We start from the raw sequence: 20,041 nt of genomic DNA, 5'->3' as shown, positions 1-20,041 counted from the left end.
ATCACCGGCTTCCGCACCGGCTGGCCCCTGCCGCTGGTGCCCTACGCCGGCGACGGCCCGCCCGCCTGACGCAGCGGGCCGCTCATCCAGACGGAGTCCTCCTCCGCGAAGCCGTGGCGGGCGTAGAACCTGCGGACCCGGAGGTTGTGCGCCTCGGTCTCCAGGAACATCGCCGACGCGCCTGCCCCGGCCGCAGCCCGCATCGCGTGACGAAGCAGGACGGCGCCCACGCCGTGACTCCGGTCACGGACGTAGATCTCGTCGAGCAGTGCCTCCCGGCCGCCTGACTCCAGGCTCCAGCCCCACGTCACCACCGCGTAGCCGGCGGCCGCGCCCGAGTCGTCGATCGCCAGCCACACCTGGCCATATGTGTCGTCGGCGAGCAGCGGCCCCAGGGCGCGGCGGACCCGCGCCTCGTCGAACTCGTGCCGGTCGGCGGCGCAGAACTCACCGACCAGTTCGAGGAGCGCAGCGGCATCGGCCGCATCAGCTCGGCGGACAGTAGACATGCGGACCAGTATCCTTAAGCGTTCAACGTTCTGGACGCGAGGAGGTGCGATGCAGCGCAAGCCTGCCGCGGTCGCACTCGCCCTGAGCGTGCTGGCCCTGCTGATCGGCCTCTCCCACGCGCACCACGCGCTGCCGGGCGACACCTTCCAGGTGGCCCGGGCCACACACGCGGCCGTCACCATCACCGCCGATCTCGACCACCAGCCGGCCGCCGTGGAGCAGCCGGCCGTCACCGTCGGGCCGGACACCACCGGCACGACCGCCGCGCCAACGGCCCCTCACGTCCACTGTGGACGTTCAATCGGCACCCCCGGTTGCCGCGGGCCACCCACCTCCTGACGCGCACCAGCCGCATCTTCTTTTCGCAGCCGTGACCCAGACGGGTCCACGGCCATCTGTGTTGCGTTGGTTTCCACGGAGGTACCCCCTTATATGAGTGCTGTTCTCGCGATCGCCATCTTTACGATCGCGTTCATCTTCATTGCGGCGGAAAAAGTGCACCGCGTCGCGGTCGCCCTGTTCGCCGCCGGGCTCATGGCGTTGCTCGGCCTCGTGCCCGGTCAGGACATCTTCTTCTCGGAGCACGCCGGAATCGACTGGAATGTCATCTTCCTGCTGCTCGGCATGATGATCATCGTCGGTGTGATCAAGCAGACCGGGGTCTTCGAGTTCCTCGGGATCTGGGCGGCGAAACGGTCGCGCGGTCGGCCGTACCGGCTGCTCGTCATGCTGATGCTCATCACGGCGGTCGCGTCGCCGTTCCTGGACAACGTCACCACCGTCATGCTGGTGGCGCCGGTGACGCTCTCCGTCTGTAAGCGGCTCGGGATCTCCTCGGCGCCGTACCTCATCGCCGAGGTCCTGGCCTCGAACATCGGCGGTGCCGCGACCCTGATCGGCGACCCGCCGAACATCATCATCGGCAGCCGGGCCGGGCTGACGTTCAACGACTTCCTGGTCCACATGGCGCCGATCGTCGCCGTGCTGTTCGTCTTGTTCGTCCTGCTGGCCTGGGTGATGTTCCGCAAGCGCTTCGAGTACCACCCGGAGCGTGTCGCCGAGGTGATGGCGCTCGACGAGCGGGCGTCGCTCAAGGACGTGCGGCTGCTCGTGCGCTGCCTCGCGGTGCTGGCGGTGGTCGTGGCCGGGTTCGCGCTGCACGCCGTGATCCACGTCGAGCCGTCGATCATCGCGCTGCTCGGCGCCGGGCTGATGGTTCTCGTCTCACGGGTCGAGACCGCTCGGTACCTCGAAGAGGTCGAGTGGGAGACCCTCGTGTTCTTCATGGGCCTGTTCGTGATGGTCGGCGGGCTCGTCGAGACCGGCGTCATCCACCGCATCGGCGGCTGGGCCACGGGCTGGGTCGGCGACGACTACTTCGCGGCCGCGAGCGCGCTGCTGTTCGGCTCGGCGGTGCTGGGCGCGTTCTTCGACAACATCCCCTACGTCGCTACGATGGCCCCGATCGTCGAGGACATCGTCGCCACCTCATCGGACCCCCAGACCGGGCAGGCGCTCTGGTGGGCCTTCGCTCTCGGCGCGGACTTCGGCGGCAACGGCACGGCCGTCGCCGCAAGCGCGAACGTGGTTGTCCTCGGCATCGCCGCGCGGGCGGGCGAGCCGATCAGCTTCTGGCAGTTCACCCGGTACGGCATCGTCACCACGATCATGACGACGGTCATTGCCTGGGCATACGTCTGGCTGCGTTACTTCAGCTGAGGTACAGCGGACCGCCGTCCCCGACCACCCGGGACGGCGGTCCGCCCGGCGGTTCAGCGCGGGCGGGCCGCCCCGAAGCTGGGCCGGTCCGCCGACGCGTACGTGCAGCCGAACGTCTGGTCGGCGACCGCACGGCGGTCGAGGATCGCGTCGCCGCCGGGCCGCTTGCCGAACCGGGCCCACGTGACCAGGTCGTCGAAGCCGCGGGTCAGTTCGGCCTGGTTGAACTCCGCCACATCGCTCCTCAGCTGGCGGGCCGGGCTGCCGGGGGCGAGTTTCGGCAGCTCACCAAGCAGGACGGCGAGTTGCCGCACCTGCAGTGCAGATACCCTCGACGTCCACGTCGGCGGCGAACAGCGCGCCGTCGAACGGCCCGGCGGGCTCCAGCCCATACGAGGCGCTGGTGACGAACAGCCGCCGCAGGCCGGACCCGCCGAGGCAGACGCTGGTCGGCTGGCCGGCGGGCACACGAACCTCGCGGTCGAGGGTGCCGTCGGGCCGGTACCGGCGGACGGCCGACCCGCCCCACAACGCCACCCACAGGTGCCCGGCGGCGTCCACGGTCATGCCGTCGGGCACGCCTTCGCCCGGTCCCAGCCGCAGGAACGGCTCACGGCCGCTCAGCTCACCCGTGCCCGGATCGACGGCGAACCGGTCGACCTCACCGCGGGGCGTGTCAGCCAGGTACATCGTGGTGCCCGCGGCGTCGAACGCCGGGCCGTTGGGGATGGTGAGCCCGGTGACGACCGCGACGGGGGCGGCGCCGGGCGAGAGCCGGAACAGTGTCCCGGCGCCGGGCACCCCGGCGTAGGTCATGGTGCCGGCCCAGAACCGCCCGTGCGGATCGGCGACGGCGTCGTTGACCCGCACCGCCGACCTGCCGGCGCCGCTCCCGGCGGGCAGGTCGGCGACCGGTGCGCGCCGGCCGGCGGGGTCGAGCAGTTCGACGCCGGTGCCGGCGGCGGCGAGCCAGTGGCCCGGGCTGCCGTTCACCGGGGCGACGGCACCGAGCGGCACGTCGAGCCGGAACACCTCGCGCAGCGGCCCGGGTGCGTCGCCGGTCGTCTCCAGCAGGCGCCCGGCGAGCAGGTCGACGAGCACGAGCCGGTCGTCGACCCAGCGCGCTCCCTCACCGAGCTCCAGCCGGTCGTCGCTCCACGGGGTCAGTTCCATCGCAGGCTCCTCATCGAAGTGCCGTTCCTGGCGCGTGGTCGAGCAGGGTCAGCTCGGCGCGGGTGGGCAGGCCCTCCCAGTCGCCACGGGTCGCGACCGCGAACGCCCCGGCGGTGACCGCCCGGTCGAGCCGCCCGTCCGCGTCGAGCCCGTCGAGCAGGCCCGACAGCAGCCCCGCGACGAAGGCGTCCCCGGCGCCGACGGTATCCACGACCGGCACCCGGCGGGCCGGCCGGTGGACGCTCCCGGCCGTGCTGTGGCCGGTCGCGCCGTCCGCGCCGTGCTTGACCACGATCTCCCGCACCCCCTCCGCCAGCAGGGCGGGGACCGGGTCGGCGGCGTCCGTGAGCACGCCGAGCTCGTCGTCGGAGGCGACGACGAGGTCCAGCGACGGCAGCAGCGGGCGGAGCGCCGCGGCGGCCTCGGCGGCGGACCACAGTCGCGCGCGGTGGTTGACGTCGAGACAGACCTCGCCGCCCGCCGCCCGGGTGCGCTCCACCGCCCGGCGCACCGCCGCGAGCGGTCCGCTGCCGAGGGCCGCGGTGATCCCCGTGACGTGCAGGATCCTCGGCGGGTCGGGCAGCCCGTCGAACGCGGCGTCCACGTCGGAGGGCGCAAGCCCGGCGCCCGCCGACCCGGTCCGGTGGTAGGTGACCCGGCTGCGGTCCCCGGCCAGCGCCTCGAACAGGATCAGCCCGGTCGGCCGCCCGGTGTCGACCCGGCTCCAGGTGAGCTCGACCCCCTCGGCGCGCAATGTGCGGCGGACCAGCTCACCGGGCTCGTCGGCGCCGGTGGCACCGATCCACGCGACCCGGTGTCCGAGCCGGGCGAGGCCGATCGCCACCGTGGACTCGGCGCCGGCGACGGACAGGTGCGCGGCGCCGCCGAGCCGCAGCGGCCCCGCCATCCGGAACGCCGCCATCGTCTCACCGAGGGTGACCACGTCGGTCACGCGCGCACCCCGCCGGCCGCGACCTGCGGGGACGCCACCGCGGCCAGGAACGCCGCCGCCCGCTCGCGCAACGCGCCCGGGTCGCCCCCTCTGGCGGCGTCGCCGAGCAGCGGGGAGCCGACCCCGACCGCGACGGCGCCCCTGCGCAGATACTCCCCCGCGCCGTCCGCGTCGACGCCCCCGACCGGCACGAACGGCGTCCCCGGGAACGGATCCCGCAGCGCCGACAGGTATCCGGGACCGCCGAGCGACGCCGGGAACAACTTCACCGCCGCCGCTCCGGCGGCCGTCGCCTGATACACCTCCGTCGGCGTCAGCGCACCGGCGAGCACCGGCAGCCCGAGCCGGCCGGCCTCGCCGACACCGGGTGCGAGTGCCGGCGTCACGAGGAACGTGGCACCCGCGTCGGCGGCGGCCCGCGCGTCGCCGGCGCTGAGGACGGTGCCCGCGCCGAGCGCGAACCCGTCGCCGAGCTCGGCCCGGGCCCGGCGGATCGTGTCGAGCGCGGACGCGCCGCTCAGCGACACCTCGATGAGCGCGACGCCGCTGCCGGCCAGCGTCAGCACGGCGGCGAGGGCGGCGTCGGGGTCGGGGCCGCGCACGATCGCGAGGAGGCGGTGGCGGCGCAGCTCGTCGAGCAGGTTCATCGGGACTTCCTTCAGCTGGTCCGGTGTGCGGTGATGGTGAGCCGCCAGTGCACCGCACCGGCGGGCGGGACGACGGCGGCGGGCACGTCCTCGGCCACGTCGAAGCCCTCGCCGAGCATGGGCTCGACCCCGATGCTGCGATACGGCCCGTGCGCCGGCCAGCCACGCAGGTTGCGCCACAGCGCCGTGGACCGGGGCTGGCCGTCGCACTCCAGCAGCAACGTCAGCCGGTCGGCGCCGTCGACCACCGTGGTCCGCGGGCAGTCGAACAGGACCCCGCCGACCGCCGTGCCGTCGTCGGGCCCGAGACGGTCGATCGGGGCGCCGGCGGGTGCCGGCCAGGGCCCCTCGACCGGCGGGCCGGGGTCGGGGTAGAGGCGGGTGCGGGTGCCGGCCGGGGCGTCCAGCCGCGCGGCCGGCGACAGGTCGAGCAGGGCGTGGGCGGCCCACACGAACCGGTGCCCCGGTGCGGCGGCGAGCGTGTAGTCGGCGATCACGGCACCGGCGCGATGGCCGATCCGGCGGGTCAGGACGAAGTCCGGCGTCTCGACGGCCAGCGTGCCCGCACCCGTCGCGTGCCACGGCCGGGACCAGACGTCGCCGTGGTCGGGCGTGCCGCGGACCGTCGGCAGGCACTCCTCGAGGCCGCCCGCGTCGACGAACGGATCGCCGGGCCGGACCGCGGCGCGGGCGTCCGAGGAGCGGTGCCACAGCCATTCGCGGCCGCCGCCGGACAGCGAGGTCCACCGGCCGCCGAGCGCGGCGTCGTGGCGGGCGGTGAGGGGCACGGTCACCATTCCGCGAACGACCCGTCGTCGTGGTGCCAGACCGGGTTGCGCCAGGCGTGCGGGGTGCGGGCGGCGGCACGCACGGCGGCCTCGTCGACGGTGACGCCGAGGCCGGGCGTGTCGAACCGGGCGATGTGCCCGTCGGTGAACCGCAGCGGCGCCGGGTCGACGAGGTAGTCGAGGAGCTCGGACCCCTGGTGGTAGTGGATGCCGATGCTCTGCTCCTGGATGAGGAAGTTGGGTGTCGCGAACGCCACCTGCAGGCTGGCGGCGAGCGCGATCGGGCCGAGCGGGCAGTGCGGCGCCAGCACCGCGCCGTAGGTCTCGGCGAGCGCGGCGATCCGCCGGACCTCGGAGATGCCGCCGGCGTGCGAGAGGTCGGGCTGGACGACCGCGACCCCGGCCTGCAGCGGTGCGAGGAACTCGGACCGGCCGTAGAGCCGCTCGCCGGTCGCGACCGGGACAGGCGAGCAGGTGACGATGTCGTGCAGGTGGTGCACCTGGTCGGGCAGCACCGGCTCCTCGGCGAAGAACGGCCGCAACGGCGCCAGCTCCGGCAGGATGCGGCGGACCGCGGCGGCGCCCGCCCGGCCGTGGAAGTCCAGGGCGATGTCCCGGTCGGCGCCGAGCACCTCACGGGCGGCGGCGACCCGCCGGACGATGGCGTCGATCTCGGCCGGGGTGGGGATGGCGGACAGGCGGCCGGACGCGTTCATCTTGATGCCGGTGAGCCCCGCCGCGACCTGCTCCGCGGCGGCCTCGGCGATCTCGCCCGGCTCGTCGCCGCCGATCCACGAGTAGATCCGGACCCGGTCGCGGACCGGCCCGCCGAGCAGGGCGTGGACGGGTGCACCGTACGCCTGGCCGGCGATGTCCCACAGCGCCTGGTCGAGACCGGCGACGGCGCTGGACAGCACCGGCCCGCCCCGGTAGAAGCCGCCCTTGGTGAGGATCTGCCAGTGCTGCTCGATGCGCAGCGGGTCCTGCCCGACGAGATATTCCGCCAGCACCTCCACCGCACTGCGGACCACCTCGGCGCGGCCCTCCACGACAGGCTCGCCCCAGCCGACGAGCCCGTCGTCGGTCTCGACGCGGCAGAACAACCAGCGGGGCGGGACGAGGAACGTCTCGATCCGGTCGATCTTCACCGGCGACCCTTCTGCGCGCGAACCTTCTCGACATCCCTGACCGCCTTGGCGAGCAGGCCCCGCATCGCGGTCTCGGCCGCGGACTCGTCGCGTGAGCGGATCGCGTCGACGACGGCCCGGTGGCTGGGCACCGGGTCGTCGTGGGCGCCGCCGTGGACGAGCCGGTCACGCTCGGCGAGGCCGGTCTCCATGACCACCTCCATGCGCACCAACAGGTCGTTGTGGGTGGCGTTGAGCAGGGCGCGGTGGAAGGACAGGTCGGCGGCGACGGACGCGACCGGGTCGCCGTGCGCCTCGATCATTTCCTCGAGGGCCTGCTCCAGGGCGCTGAAGTCCTCGTCGACAGCGCGGATCGCGGCGAGCCGGGCGGCGGCGGGCTCGATGATGCTGCGGACCTCGTGGAGCTTGTCGAGCAGGCGCGGGTCGGCGCCCTCCTCCATCTGCCACCGGATCACGTCGGCGTCGAGCAGGTGCCAGTCGGCCCGTGGCCGGACGAAGGTGCCGCGCTTCTGCCGGGCGTCGACGATGCCCTTCGCCGAGAGCACCTTGAGGGCCTCGCGCAGCGCGGTGAGGCTGACGTCGAGCTCCTCCTGGAGCGCGCCGAGGTTGAGCGTCGCACCCTCGGCGATCTCTCCGGCCAGGATGCGGCGGGCGATCACCTCGACCGTCTGCCCGTGCACGCCACGGCCCGCGTAAGTTGCCAATGCTCTTCGCACCCTCTCGCTCGTCGCTGTCGGTCCGTCACGCTGACGTTTTCATCGCGGTCCATCCGCCGTCCACCACCAGGCTGGTGCCGGTGACGTAGGCAGCGTCCGGCGAGGCGAGGAAGGCGACCGTGGCCGCCACCTCGTCCGGCGTGCCGAACCGCTTGGCGACCGTCTCGGCGACGCTACGTTGACGGTCCTCCTCGGAGATGCCGTCCCAGGCGCCGGTGAGGATCGGCCCGGGCAGGATGGTGTTGACCCGGACCTCCGGACCGTATTCGACGGCGAGCTGGCGGCCGAGCGCGACGAGCCCGCCCTTGGCCGCGGCGTAGGCGGGCCGGCCGGGCAGTCCGACCAGGGCGTGCACCGAGGACACGACCACGACCGCGCCCCGCCGCTCGCGCAGGTCGTCGAGGCAGGCCCGGAGGCCGAGGAAGGTGCCGGTCAGGTTGACCGCGAGCTGGTGGTCCCAGGACGCGCGGCTCGTGCGGTGGGCCGGTGCCAGCTCGACCGTGTAGGCGTTGCTGACGAGGATGTCGACCGGGCCCAGCGCAGCGCGGACGGCGGCGACCGCGGCGGTCCAGCCGTCCTCGTCGGCGACGTCGGCGACTACGGAAAGTGCTCGGGCCCCGGACGCCGTCAGCTCTTCCGCGAGCGGCGCCGGATCCCGCACATCCATGAGACCCACGGCCGCACCTTCGGCGGCGAGCCGGCGCACGGTCGCCGCCCCGATGCCACCTGTCGCGCCTGTCACCAGCGCGGTTCTGCCCTCTAGCCGCCGCATATGCTGACCCGTCTGCCCACCGCGGACCGCGGAATAACCATTAATTACGAATACATCTTGACAGCATCGAAGCCTCGGATGCAACCTTCTGGTTACACCGTTCATACGACCGACACCACGCGATGTGACGCAGCGTGTCGTTGAGGAAGGGACACCCCCGTGAGCGACTTCGACCCCGGTCGCCGCCGATTCCTTGGCCACCTCGGTCTTCTCGGCGTGGGCGCGCTCGGCGCCGGTTCGTTCTTGAGTGCCTGCGCCAGCTCCGCCAGCGGCCCCTCGGACAAGACGTCCGGTGCCGTCACCATCCAGTCCAACCTCTCCTCGCCACAGGCCAAGACGGCCATGGAGCAGCTGGTCGCCGACTTCAACAAGCAGGGCAAGGGCACCGCGACGCTCAACACGATCGCGTCGGAGACGTTCCGCACGCAGCTGCCGACCTACCTGACCTCGGCCAACCCGCCCGACGTCTACACCTGGTATGCGGGATCGGTCGCCAACGACTACGCGAGCAAGGGCCTGCTCCTCGACCTGTCCGACGTCTGGCAGGGTCTCGGCGACTATCCGCAGTCGCTGCGCACGCTGTCCACCGACACCGCCGGCAAGCAGGTCTTCGTGCCGATGAACAACTACTGGTGGGGCTTCTTCTACCGCAAGTCCAACTTCGCCAAGTGGGGCGTGCAGGAGCCGAAGACCTGGACCGAGTTCGTCGCGCTGTGCCAGACCCTGCAGGGCAAGGGCATCCCGCCGATCGGCATCGGCCTGGGCGACACCCCCTGGGTGGCCTCGGCCTGGTTCGACTACCTCAACATCCGGATCAACGGCGCGCCGTTCCACCGCGGGCTGCTCGCCGGCAAGCAGCGCTTCGACGACCCCAAGGTCAAGGCCGTCTTCACGAAGTGGGCGGAGGTGCTGCCCTACTTCGACCCCAAGGGCAAGGCCTACCCGTTCCAGGAGGCGACGACCGCGCTGCTGGCCGGCAAGACCGGCATGTTCCTCATCGGCACGTTCTTCGCCGACGCCGCACCGAAGGACGCCCTCGGCGACCTCGACTTCTTCCGCTTCCCGATCATCGATCCCGCGGTGCCGGTGGCGGAGGAGGCACCCACAGACGGCTTCTTCGCCAGCGCGAAGACCGCCAACCCGGCCGGGACCAAGGCGCTGCTGAGCTACTTCGCGGGCGTCGAGGCGCAGGAGGCCTACATCAAGTCCAGCTCCGGCATCATCCTGCCGGCCAACCCGAAGGCGAAGGCCGCCGACTCGGCACTGGTCGCCAAGGGCAAGGCCATGCTCGACGACGCGAAGGAGCTGACCCAGTTCTTCAACCGTGACTCCAGCGACGCGCTCCAGCCGACCGCCGACACGGCCCTGACGAAGTTCATCGACAAACCGGATCAGGTCGACGCGATCCTACGGGAGTGGCAGACCAGCGCCGAGAAGGTCTTCAAGGGCTGACGTGACCTCACCCGCAACCACCCTCCGGCGGCGGCGACGGCCTCGGCTGTCGCCGTTGCTGGCCGCCTTCGTCCTGGTGCCGTTCGCGGTCGAGAGCATCTGGGTGTTCTGGCCCGCGCTGCAGGGGTTCTGGTTCTCCTTCACCCGCTGGGACGGGCTGACCCCGCCGCAGTTCGTCGGCGTCGACAACTACACCGAGTTGGCCGGCGACCCGACGTTCCGCGGCGCACTGGTCAACACCGTCATCTGGCTCCTGCTCTTCGGCGGCCTGTCCGTGGCCGGCGGCTTCGGCATGGCCCTGCTGCTGCAACGCGACCGGCGCGGCGTCGGCTTCTACCGGGCCGCGCTCTTCACCCCGGTCGTCTTCTCGCTCGTGGTCACCGCCCTGGTGTGGCGGGTGTTCTACCAGCCCGACGGGCTCGCCGACCAGATCCTGCGCGGCATCGGCCTCGAGCACCTGATCCGGCCCTGGCTCGCCGACCCGGAGACCGCGCTCTACGCGGTCATCCTCCCCGCGCTGTGGCGGCAGATCGGCTACGTGATGGTGCTCTACCTGGCCGGGCTGAAGGCGATCGACCCGGCGCTGCACGAAGCCGCGCGGGTCGACGGCGCCAACGCCTGGCAGCGGCTGTGGCGGGTGACCGTCCCGCAGCTCAAGGGCGTCAACGCCGTCGTGCTGTCGGTCATCGTCATCGACTCGCTGCGGTCGTTCGACATCGTGTGGTCGCTCACCCGCGGCGGGCCGTATCACTCGTCGGAGCTGCTGAGCACCTACATGTACTCGACCGCGTTCCAGGGACTCCGGCTGGGCTACGCGTCCGCGATCGCCGTCGTCATCTTCGCGCTCGCCCTGGCCGTCATTCTCGGCTACCTGGTGCGCGCGTTCCGGGAGGAGGACACATGAGCGGTCCGGAGCGAAGCGGAGGACGCATGAACCGGTCGGTCCGGACGGGCGCATTCCATACCGGCATGGTGCTGCTGTCGCTGCTGTGGCTCGCCCCGGTCCTGTGGGTCGTCGTCATGTCGACCCGGACCTTCGACGACATCGCCGCCAACGGGATCGGCAGCCTGCCGCACTCGTTCACCCTCGACACGTACCGGCAGGCGTGGACCGACGGCGGCGAGCTGCAGGCACTGGTCAACAGCATGCTCGTGACCGTGCCGTCGGTCGTGCTGACGCTGGCGCTCGCGGCGGTCGCCGCGTTCGCGCTCAGCCGGTACCGCATTCCCGGCCGGCGCACCGTCCTGCTGCTCATGCTCGCCGGAAACCTGCTCCCGCCGCAGATCCTGCTCATCCCGGTGGCCAAGTTCAGCGAGCTGACCGGTCTCTACGACACGCTCTACGCGCTCATCGCGGTGCAGGTGGGCTTCGGCCTCGGCTTCTACACGTTCGTGCTGCACGGCTTCATGCGTGACCTGCCCGGCGAGATCCAGGAGGCGGCCACCATCGACGGCGCGGGGCCGGCGCAGATCTTCGCCCGGGTCATCCTGCCGCTGGCCAGACCGGCGCTCGCCGCGCTCGGCGCGTTGTCGTTCACCTGGATCTTCAACGACCTGCTGTGGGCGATCACCGTGCTGCGCACCGACGACAAGATGCCGGTCACCCCGGCACTGCTGGGTCTGCAGGGCCAGTTCGTGTCCTCGTGGAGCGTCATCGCCGCCGGGACTGTGATCGCGGCGGTGCCGACGGTCGCCGTGTTCCTGGGCTTCCAGAAGCATTTTGTGTCGGGCCTCGCGATCGGAGCGGTGAAGTGACCAAGCGGTGGACCCTGCGCGGGGCGCAGACCGAATACACCGTGGCCGTGCCGGCACACGGACGCTGGCTGGAGCTGGTCGCGTGGGGGCCGCACGGCGTCTCCGACGGGCCCTCCCCGGTCGGCTACGACGGGCCGGTCCCGTTCCTGACAAAGGGCGACGCGGCGCCGGTCGAATACGCGACGGAGACCGAGCGGCCGTTCGCGGGCGCCGACCTGGTGGTGGAGGCCCGCTCGTCGCTGCGGTTCGTGTCCGCCGCCGCGGCCGACGACCGGCTGGCGGTCACGTTCGCCGATCCGGTCAACGGGTTGCGGGCCGTGCTGCAGTACCGGATCCCGGCCGGCACCGACGTCGTCGAGCGCTGGGTGGAACTGGTCAACGAGGGCCCGGACCCGCTGCGGCTGGCCCGGGCCGGCTCGGCCGGGTTCTGCGTGCCCACACCGCACGGCGCCCGGATCAGCTACCAGTGGGGCCAGTGGGCGCAGGAGTTCCAGCTCGCCCACGTCGACCTCGCGCACGGCACGTTCGCGGTCGGCAGCGCCCAGGGCGTCCCCGGCCACCTCTACGTGCCGTGGCTCGCGGTCAACGACCAGGAGGACCCCGCCGGTGTCTGGGGCGTCGGTCTGGCCTGGACCGGGTCCTGGAAGATTCAGGCGGAGCGCGACACCGGCGGCCTGACCCGGGTGCGCGTCGGCCGCGGGCTCGTCGACGGGCCGCTCGATCTCGCCCCCGGTGAGCGGCTGACGCTGCCGACGGCCGCCGGGGCGTACAGCGCCGACGGGCTCGGTGGCCTCGCCCGCGTGTGGCACGCCTACCAGCGGCACCTCGCCGGCGAACGGCTGACACCGCGGCCGGTGCTCTACAACTCCTGGGAGGCCACGTATTTCGCCGTCGACGCCGACAGCCAGCTCGCGCTCGCCCGGGTCGCCGCCGGCATCGGGGTGGAGACGTTCGTGGTCGACGACGGCTGGTTCACCGGGCGGGGCGACGACACCGGCGGGCTCGGCGACTGGACCCCCGACCCGGCCAAGTTCCCGGCGGGGTTCGATGCGTTCGTCGCCGACGTGCGGGCGCTCGGGCTGCGGTTCGGGCTGTGGGTGGAGCCGGAGTGCGTCAACCCGCGGTCGCGCCTCTACGCAGAGCATCCCGACTGGGTCTACTCCGTCGACGGCCAGCCGCTCACCCAGGTCCGCAACCAGTACCTGCTCGATCTCGGCCGGCCCGAGGTCGCCGAGTTCGTCCACGGCACCGTCGACGGGCTGCTGCGCAAGCACGCCATCGACTACCTGAAGTGGGACTTCAACCGGCCGCGCACCGAGCCCGGCCGCCCCGGTGCCACCGGGCCGGTCGACCTCGACGGCGCCCACGTCGCCAACCTCTGGCGCATCTACGAGCGGCTACGCCGGGACCACCCGCACGTGATCATCGAGGCGTGCGCGGGCGGCGGCGCCCGCACCGACCTGGGCATGGCGGCACGCGCCGACGTCTTCTGGCCCAGCGACAACACCGGCCCGCTGGACCGCCTGGCGATCCAGCACGGCTTCCTGCACGCCAACGCACCACACCTGCTGAGCTCCTGGGTCACCGACGCGCCCGGCCTGTTCGACCCGCGACCGCGCTCGCTCGCGTTCCGGTTCGTGCTCGCCATGGCGGGAGTTCTCGGCATCGGCGCCGACATCCGGCGGTGGAGCGCGCAGGAGCGCGCCGAGGCGGCCCGCTGGATCGCCCGGTACAAGGAGATCCGCGAGATCGTCATGCACGGCACCGTGCACCTCATCGGCGGGCCGGGCCAGGCGCGGTGCGCGGTGCAGTATCTCTCCCCCGACGAGCGCACCGCCGTCGTCCTCGCCTGGCACACCGGGCGGCTCGACGGTGCCGGTCTGCTGCCGTCCCGCCCCGTCCGGCTGCCGCTGCGCGGCCTGAGACCGCAGGCACGGTACGGGACCGGCGACCAGCACTACTCGGGCAGCCACCTCACCACGGCCGGCCTGCCCGTGCAGTGGACCGCGGCGCACGACGCCGACGTCATCGTCCTGCACCGCGACTGACCCGCCACCGGCGTCGCTAGGGCCCCGCAGGCGCGGCGACCTTCGTGGTCGACGCCGCCCACCGACCGCACGCCACCCGGCACACGGTTCACTCGTCCGGGTGGTGTGCCGCGGGTGGCCACGTTCCCAGGAAACGTCCAGCAACAACCCGTAGACTGTGCCTGCGGGGGGAGTATCTCGCCAGGTTGTCCCGGTCAGTACGAGTCGCGCCGATGCGGCTCCCGGGCAGCCGCCCGCCCCGGCGGGTGAGAGAGACCTCGAACGATGCTTCATGTTCGAGGGAGCCCGAATTCCTATGGAGTCCATCGCTTCGCCGCAGCTGTGGGCGATCAGCATCGCGGTCCTGCTGGGCCTGCTGGCGCTCGACTTCGTGGTCACCCGCCGCCCCCACGACGTGCCGATGCGCGAGGCCATCGCCTGGACGGTGTTCTACCTCGCCCTTCCGGTCGTGTTCGGCGCATATGTCTGGCTGGACCACGGCAGCCGGCCCGGCGTGGAGTTTTTCACCGGCTACGTGGTGGAGAAGTCGCTGTCGGTCGACAACCTGTTCGTCTTCATGCTGCTGCTCACCGCCTTCGCGGTGCCGACCAAACTGGCCCAGCGGGTGCTGCTCTACGGCATCGTCGGCGCCCTCGTCCTGCGGGCGATCTTCATCGCCGCCGGCGCCGCCATGCTCTCCGCCGGCACCTGGGCGTTCCTCGTCTTCGGCGCGATCCTGGTGATCACCGCGGTGAAGGTGATGCGTGACGCGGTGCGCGGCGCCGACCACGAGGTCGACATCGACAAGATGCGTGGCGTCCGGCTGCTGCGCCGGCTCATGCCGGTCACCGACCAGTACCACGATGCGCGGCTCACCATCAAGCAGGCCGGCCGGCGGGCGCTCACCCCGATGGCGCTGGTCGTGACCGCGGTGTTCCTCACCGACATCGTGTTCGCGGTCGACTCGGTGCCGGCCGTGTACGGCGTGACCGAAGACCCGTACCTCGTGTTCGCCACCAACGCCTTCGCGCTGCTCGGCCTGCGGGCGCTGTACTTCGTGCTGCGCAACGCGCTCAGCCAGCTGCGCCACCTCAACCACGGCCTGGCCATCATTCTCGGCTTCATCGGCGCCAAGCTCATCCTGCACTGGGCGCACACCGTCTGGTCGTGGGTTCCGGACGTGCCCACGCCGCTGTCCCTGCTGGTCATCGTGCTGACGCTCGCGACCGTGACGGTGACGAGCCTGCGCGCCAACGCGAAGTCCCGCCCCGCGGAGCCGGCCGGTACCGACTCCGCAGACGCGCCGGCCGTCGACAGGCGCTAAATGTCGTCCCAGGGGATCGCGGCCGCCGCGGCCTCGACCCGGGCCATGAACGCCGGGTCGAGCGGGAGGTGGACGTCGTCGACGCGGTCGACCGGGACGATGCCGATGGAGTTGGTGACGAACGCCGCGCGGTAGCCGGCGAGGTCCGCCAGCCGAACGGAGGCCGAGCGGTCCGGCAACCCGGCCTCCGCCAGCCGCGGGCGCAGCAGCTGCATCATGATGCCGGGCAGGTGCGGGGCCGAGGGCCACGTGACGCCGGTGCCGTCGAAGAACGCGATGTTGTGGACGGCCGACTCGGCGATCTCGCCGCCGGGGCCGGTCAGCAGGGCGTCGTCGAAGCCGTCGCGTTCGGCCGCGTGGCCGTGGTACAGCTGGCCGAAGCTGCCGAGGTGCTTGAGGTGCGCGGCCGGGCGCTGGTAGGGCACCGAGCGGAGGCTCACGGGGCCCGGCGCCGGGTCGGTGGGCGGGCGGACGGCGACGAGGACCATGAGGTCGCCGGGGCGGTAGACGTTGATCCGCACCGCCGCGTCCGGCACGTCCCGCAGTGCGTGGCGGAGGTGGTCGCGGACCAGCGCCGGGTCCAGCTCCGCGGCGAAGAGCTCGCGCGTGGCGGCCACCAGCCGGTCCAGGTGCAGGGCCAGCCCCTGGACGCGTCCGCCGCGGACCTGCATGGCGGTGAAATGGCCGTAGTTGACGAGGATCGGGTGGTACAACTCCTCGATCTTCGGCTCTCGTCCGTCAATCTCCAGCCTGATCACCGTGGTGCTCACGATCGCCCACCATAGTCCGGGCAGCCCGCCGCAGGTCGATGCGGGGCAGCATCCGTTCGCCGCCCGGCAGGCCGATCTTGACCAACGGGCTGCCGGCGAGGGTGACGGGCGCGTCCGGCTCCGCGGGCCGGCGCTCCTCCCAGATCGACTCCTCGATGGCGCGCAGCCCGGGGACGATGAAGCCGACAAGATCGTCACCGTCGGCGACCAGCAGGACGCGGGCGGTCGCGGGGTCGGTCTCGACGGGGCGGCCGAGCAGCGTGGCGAGGCAGATCAGCGGGACCGACGCGCGGTGGTGGGTGAAGACACCCCGCAGGGGGCCGCCGCCCACGAACGGGATGACGTCCCCCGGGTGCGGCACGATCTCGGTGACCTGGGTGAGCGGCGTGGCGACCTCGACGCCCGCGTGATAGGTCAGGTACTTGCGGACGACGTGCTCGATGACCCGCCCGTCCCCGGCGGGCCGGTCGGCGGCGTCGGGCCGCGGCCGTTCGGGCGCACGTCCGGCGACCGGGGTGCCGAGGGCGGCGATCGTGCCGAGCTGCGGGTCGGCCCGCAGCCGGTCGCCGTCGACGACGAGGTATGAGCCGCCGGCCTGGCCCGGCAGGATGCCCACGACGTAGTCGGACGACGGCAGGCCGAAGGACGGCACCGGCAAAACGTCCGCCCCGGTGACGCCGACGATCGCGGTGACCTCGGTGACCGCGAACGTCAGCAGGCCCCGGTCGTAGGCGAGCGCGACACCGCGCTTGACGTCGATCGGGGCGAGGGTGCCGAGGCCGAGCACGGCGAGGGTGTCGACGGTCGCCACGTACTGCTCACCGAGCTCGACGACGCCGTGGACGGCCGGCCCGTCCAGCGGCGAGGACTTCAGGATGAGCTCCGGCACGACGGAGTGGATGTGGGACACGTCGACGCAGACGCCGATCTCGCCGCAGCGCAGCAGCATCATCATCGTGCGGCCGCCGACCGGCTCGAGGCCGCCGGTCCGGGCCGGCGCCACCACGCCGCTCGGCCCGCCCGTGTCGTCGGCGACGACCATGCCCGGCAGGCGCCGCACGGCGGCGCAGTCCAGCACGCAGACGACGGCGCCGTCGTCGGGGCGCTCGAAGGTGCAGCTGAACAGCGGCTCGCTGTTGACGGTCATGCCGAGCCGGGCGTCCCCGTCGATCCCGACGACACCGTGGACGGCGCTCGCGAGCAGCCCGAACACCGATCCGTCGCAGGCCACGACCACCACGACGTCGGTGCCGTCGCCGTCCGGCAGGCCGAGCAGCCGGCGCAGGTCGAGCACCGGGATGATCTGGTGGCGCAGGTTGACCGCGCCGACAAGGCCGGGCGCGGCGGCCAGCAGCGGGTCGAACGCCGGCGGGCACGGGATGACCTCGCGCAGCTCGGACAGCGGCAGCGCGACGTGCACGTCGGCGACCGTGAACACGCCGTGGAGGACAGCGCTCATCAGTCGCTGCCGATCAGCTCGCCGATCAGCGCGTTGACCGCCCGCGACGCGTCCTGCTGGGTCTGCGTCGAGGTCACGATGTGGTGGATCGACTCGGCGGTCTTGCCGACGCTGCGCAGGATCTCCTCGAACGCGTCCTGGGCCCGCTGCGCGACCTGCGAGCCCTGGTTGATCCGGGTCGCCGACTCCTGGATGAGGCGGCTGATCTCGCGGGCCGAGTCGGACGAGCGCTCGGCGAGCTTGCGTACCTCACCCGCGACGACCGAGAACCCGACGCCGTGCTCGCCGGCGCGGGCCGCCTCGATCGAGGCGTTGAACGCGAGCAGGTTGGTCTGGCTGGCGATCTCGCCGATCACCTGGACGATCGCGGCGATCTGGTCGGAGGAGCGCTCCATGAGCTCGATCGCCTCGATGGACTTGCGCAGTTCCTCGAAGCCGCGCTGGGCGTTGGTCTGCGTCTCGCCGGCAAGCTGGCTGGCCTGGCCGGCGTTGCCGACGATCTGCGCGATGGAGACGCTGAGGTCCTCCACGGCCCGGCTCATGTCGCGGGTCTTCGTGGTGAGCCGGCGTTCGAGGGCGACCTGTTCGGTGATGTCGTGCGCGAACTTCACGATCTTCACCGGCACGCCTCTGAGGTCGAAGATCGGGTTGTAGGTCGCCTGGAGGAAGACGTCTCGGCCGAACTTGCCGACGCGGTGGAACCGGCCGGTGAGGTGCTCGCCGTGGCTCAGGCGCAGCCAGAAGTCGCGGTACTCCTGCGAGGTGATGTAGTCCTGGGTGCAGAACATGCTGTGGTGCTGGGACTGGATCTCCCGCATCGAGTAGCCCATGGTGCGCAGGAAGTTGTCGTTGGCGCTCAGCACGTTGCCCTCGAGGTCGAACTCGACCACCGCCTGCCCGCGGTTGATCGCCGCGACCTTGCCCTCGAACTCGGCGTTGCGCAGCTTCGCCGACGTGACGTCCGCGGCGAACTTGACGATCTTGTACGGTCGCCCGTCGAGGTCGAGGATCGGGTTGTAGGTGGCCTGGATCCAGACCTCACGGCCGTCCTTGGCGACCCGCTTGTACTCCCCGGCGTCGAACTCGCCGCGCCGCAGCCGCTCCCAGAACTCCTGGTACCGGTCCGAGGCCGCGTCCTCGGCGTCGACGAACATCCGGTGGGGCTTGCCGCGGACCTCGTCGATGCCGTAACCGAAGAGGTCGAGGAAGTTGCGGTTGGCGTCGAGCACCACGCCCTGGGTGTCGAACTCGACGACGGCCTGCGCGCGGGAGATGGCGTTGACCTTGCCCTCGTACTCCACGTTGCGCAGCTTGGCGTCGGTGACGTCGACGGCGTACTTCACGACCTTGTACGGCCGGCCCTCCAGGTCGAAGATCGGGTTGTAGGTCGCCTGCAGCCACACCTCGCGGCCGCCCTTGCCGACCCGCTTGTACTCCCCCATCTCGAACTCGCCTCGCGCGAGCCGCGCCCAGAACGCCCGGTAGTCCTCGCTCGCCGCGTGGATCGGGTCGACGAAGATGCGGTGGTGCCTGCCCTTGAGCTCGTCGGCGCTGGTGTACCGCATGAGGTCGAGGAAGTTGCGGTTGGCGCCGAGGATCATGCCGTCGAGGTCGAACTCGATGACCGCCTGCGCCCGGTCGATGGCGGTGACCTTGCCCTCGTACTCCGCGTTACGCTGCTTCGTCTCGGTGATGTCGGTGGCGTACTTGACCACCTTGAACGGCCGGCCGTCGAGATCGAAGATCGGGTTGTAGGTCGCCTGCAGCCACACCTCGCGGCCGTCCTTGCCGACCCGCTTGTACTCACCGCTCTCGAACGTTCCCCGGGCGAGGTTCTGCCAGAAGGCCCGGTAAGCGTTGCTGCGGGCCTCGTCCTCGGTCACGAGGGTCCGGTGGTGCCGGCCGACGAGCTCGTCCGCCGTGTAGCCGGTGACGTCGAGGAAGTTCTTGTTGACCCACTGGATGGTGCCGTCGAGGTCGAACTCGATGACCGCCTGCGCCCGGGAGATGGCGTTGACCTTGCCCTCGTACTCCGCGTTGCGCTGCTTCGTCTCGGTGATGTCGAGGGCGTACTTCACCACCTTGTACGGCCGGCCCTCCAGGTCGAAGATCGGGTTGTAGGTGGCCCGCAGCCACACCTCCCGCCCGCCGCGGCCGAGGCGCTTGTACTCCCCGCTGTCGGCCTCACCCCGGGCCAGCTTCGCCCAGAACTCGGCGTACTCGGCGCTGGCGCCGTAGGTCTCGTCGACGAACATCCGATGGTGCTGCCCGACAATGTCGCCGAGCGCGTGGCCGGTGATCTTCAGGAAGTTCTCGTTGGCGGCGAGCACCTCGCCGGCCAGGTCGAACTCGACGACCGCCTGCGCCCGGTCCACGGCCGCGTACTTGCCGCGCAGCTCGGCGAGCAGGCGGCGGTCGTTGGTGATGTCGTAGGCGGTGAGCAGCAGGCTCTCGGCCTCCTTGCCGGCACCGGGCACCGGCCCGCAGTTGAACCGCAGCCAGCGCTGCCGCCCACCGCTGTCGACGATCGGGTTCACCTGCTCGACGAACTCCCCGGCCCGGGCGCTGTCCATGAGCTGGTCGACCAGCTGCGACTGCAGGTGCCAGACCTCCTCGAGCCGCTTCCCGATGAGCTCGGGCAACGGCAGGTCGGTGGTCTCCAGCACCCGGTCGTTGACGGTCATGATGGAGCCGTTCTTGACGTTGAGCACCACAACGAGCCGCTCCTGCACCAGCAGTCTCAGCGCCGCCTGTGCGAGCGCCGGTGTGGGGCTGTCGTTCACGAGGCCGATCGGTTCGGGCACGGGTTGCTCCTCGGCTGCCACAACG

The 20,041-nt window shown here is 71.8% G+C and carries 19 protein-coding genes; 7 read left to right on the top strand and 12 right to left on the bottom strand.

The window, feature by feature from the left end:
* Positions 1 to 41 precede the first annotated feature (41 nt).
* Positions 42 to 509 carry a GNAT family N-acetyltransferase gene (locus tag Dfulv_RS19865; RefSeq protein ID WP_259865519.1) on the bottom strand — a complete coding sequence of 156 codons (468 nt, stop codon included), beginning with the start codon at positions 507 to 509 and terminating at the stop codon, positions 42 to 44.
* A gap of 49 nt (positions 510 to 558) precedes the next feature.
* Between Dfulv_RS19865 and Dfulv_RS19860 the strand changes: the two genes are divergently transcribed.
* Together Dfulv_RS19860 and Dfulv_RS19855 are read left to right on the top strand one after the other, a co-directional pair.
* Entirely contained in the window at positions 559 to 849 is a 291-nt protein-coding gene (locus Dfulv_RS19860; RefSeq protein ID WP_259865518.1) for a hypothetical protein, read from the top strand.
* Between the two features lie 93 nt (positions 850 to 942).
* Positions 943 to 2,229 carry an ArsB/NhaD family transporter gene (locus tag Dfulv_RS19855; RefSeq protein ID WP_259865516.1) on the top strand — a complete coding sequence of 429 codons (1,287 nt, stop codon included), beginning with the start codon at positions 943 to 945 and terminating at the stop codon, positions 2,227 to 2,229.
* Between the two features lie 53 nt (positions 2,230 to 2,282).
* Here Dfulv_RS19855 and Dfulv_RS19850 read toward each other — a convergent pair whose 3' ends face one another.
* The 8 genes from Dfulv_RS19850 to Dfulv_RS19815 are packed head-to-tail and all read right to left on the bottom strand — an operon-like array spanning position 2,283 to position 8,395.
* Entirely contained in the window at positions 2,283 to 2,543 is a 261-nt protein-coding gene (locus tag Dfulv_RS19850) for a hypothetical protein (RefSeq protein WP_259865515.1), read from the bottom strand.
* Positions 2,515 to 3,402 (bottom strand): SMP-30/gluconolactonase/LRE family protein, encoded by an 888-nt coding sequence (locus Dfulv_RS19845; RefSeq protein WP_259865514.1) that lies wholly within the window; start codon positions 3,400 to 3,402, stop codon positions 2,515 to 2,517. Before Dfulv_RS19845 ends, Dfulv_RS19850 begins: the two co-directional genes overlap by 29 nt.
* Positions 3,403 to 3,412: 10 nt before the next feature.
* Positions 3,413 to 4,354 (bottom strand): sugar kinase, encoded by a 942-nt coding sequence (locus Dfulv_RS19840; protein ID WP_259865512.1) that lies wholly within the window; start codon positions 4,352 to 4,354, stop codon positions 3,413 to 3,415.
* A complete protein-coding gene (locus Dfulv_RS19835) occupies positions 4,351 to 5,001 on the bottom strand; it encodes a bifunctional 4-hydroxy-2-oxoglutarate aldolase/2-dehydro-3-deoxy-phosphogluconate aldolase (protein WP_259865510.1) in 651 nt (216 codons plus the stop codon). The genes Dfulv_RS19840 and Dfulv_RS19835 overlap by 4 nt, the downstream gene beginning before the upstream one ends.
* A gap of 11 nt (positions 5,002 to 5,012) precedes the next feature.
* Entirely contained in the window at positions 5,013 to 5,798 is a 786-nt protein-coding gene (locus Dfulv_RS19830) for a hypothetical protein (RefSeq protein ID WP_259865509.1), read from the bottom strand.
* Complete coding sequence (gene dgoD, locus Dfulv_RS19825; protein WP_259865508.1) at positions 5,792 to 6,937, bottom strand: galactonate dehydratase; 1,146 nt, start codon at positions 6,935 to 6,937, stop codon at positions 5,792 to 5,794. Before dgoD ends, Dfulv_RS19830 begins: the two co-directional genes overlap by 7 nt.
* Positions 6,934 to 7,641, bottom strand: a complete 708-nt coding sequence (locus Dfulv_RS19820; RefSeq protein WP_259865507.1) for a FadR/GntR family transcriptional regulator — start codon at positions 7,639 to 7,641, stop codon at positions 6,934 to 6,936. Before Dfulv_RS19820 ends, dgoD begins: the two co-directional genes overlap by 4 nt.
* 37 nt (positions 7,642 to 7,678) lie before the next feature.
* Positions 7,679 to 8,395, bottom strand: coding sequence for an SDR family NAD(P)-dependent oxidoreductase (locus tag Dfulv_RS19815; RefSeq protein WP_259865506.1), 717 nt, complete (start codon positions 8,393 to 8,395; stop codon positions 7,679 to 7,681).
* Between the two features lie 189 nt (positions 8,396 to 8,584).
* Between Dfulv_RS19815 and Dfulv_RS19810 the strand changes: the two genes are divergently transcribed.
* The 5 genes from Dfulv_RS19810 (at position 8,585) to Dfulv_RS19790 (ending at position 14,983) form a co-directional block, all read left to right on the top strand.
* Positions 8,585 to 9,877: an ABC transporter substrate-binding protein gene (locus Dfulv_RS19810; protein WP_259865505.1), complete on the top strand. Its 1,293-nt coding sequence runs from the start codon at positions 8,585 to 8,587 to the stop codon at positions 9,875 to 9,877.
* Between the two features lies 1 nt (position 9,878).
* Entirely contained in the window at positions 9,879 to 10,781 is a 903-nt protein-coding gene (locus Dfulv_RS19805; RefSeq protein WP_259865504.1) for a carbohydrate ABC transporter permease, read from the top strand.
* Positions 10,782 to 10,807: 26 nt separating this feature from the next.
* Positions 10,808 to 11,632, top strand: a complete 825-nt coding sequence (locus Dfulv_RS19800; protein ID WP_259865503.1) for a carbohydrate ABC transporter permease — start codon at positions 10,808 to 10,810, stop codon at positions 11,630 to 11,632.
* Positions 11,629 to 13,680 (top strand): alpha-galactosidase, encoded by a 2,052-nt coding sequence (locus tag Dfulv_RS19795; protein WP_259865502.1) that lies wholly within the window; start codon positions 11,629 to 11,631, stop codon positions 13,678 to 13,680. Before Dfulv_RS19800 ends, Dfulv_RS19795 begins: the two co-directional genes overlap by 4 nt.
* A 295-nt stretch (positions 13,681 to 13,975) precedes the next feature.
* Positions 13,976 to 14,983 (top strand): TerC family protein, encoded by a 1,008-nt coding sequence (locus Dfulv_RS19790; protein ID WP_259865501.1) that lies wholly within the window; start codon positions 13,976 to 13,978, stop codon positions 14,981 to 14,983.
* Here Dfulv_RS19790 and Dfulv_RS19785 read toward each other — a convergent pair.
* The 3 genes from Dfulv_RS19785 to Dfulv_RS19775 are packed head-to-tail and all read right to left on the bottom strand — an operon-like array spanning position 14,980 to position 20,016.
* Positions 14,980 to 15,753, bottom strand: coding sequence for an aminotransferase class IV (locus Dfulv_RS19785; protein WP_259865500.1), 774 nt, complete (start codon positions 15,751 to 15,753; stop codon positions 14,980 to 14,982). The two genes, Dfulv_RS19790 and Dfulv_RS19785, sit on opposite strands and share 4 nt — an antisense overlap.
* Positions 15,722 to 17,212, bottom strand: coding sequence for a chemotaxis protein CheW (locus Dfulv_RS19780; protein WP_259865498.1), 1,491 nt, complete (start codon positions 17,210 to 17,212; stop codon positions 15,722 to 15,724). The genes Dfulv_RS19785 and Dfulv_RS19780 overlap by 32 nt, the downstream gene beginning before the upstream one ends.
* The gene (locus Dfulv_RS19775) at positions 17,212 to 20,016 is read right to left on the bottom strand and encodes a methyl-accepting chemotaxis protein (protein WP_259865497.1); all 2,805 of its coding nucleotides are present in this window, start codon (positions 20,014 to 20,016) and stop codon (positions 17,212 to 17,214) included. The genes Dfulv_RS19780 and Dfulv_RS19775 overlap by 1 nt, the downstream gene beginning before the upstream one ends.
* Positions 20,017 to 20,041: the final 25 nt, after the last annotated feature.

The sequence above is a fragment of the Dactylosporangium fulvum genome (genome assembly GCF_025137375.1).
GTDB classification, from domain to species: Bacteria; Actinomycetota; Actinomycetes; order Mycobacteriales; family Micromonosporaceae; genus Dactylosporangium; species Dactylosporangium fulvum.
Note: the sequence above shows the minus strand (reverse complement) of the source record. Positions and strands in the feature narration are given on the sequence as shown.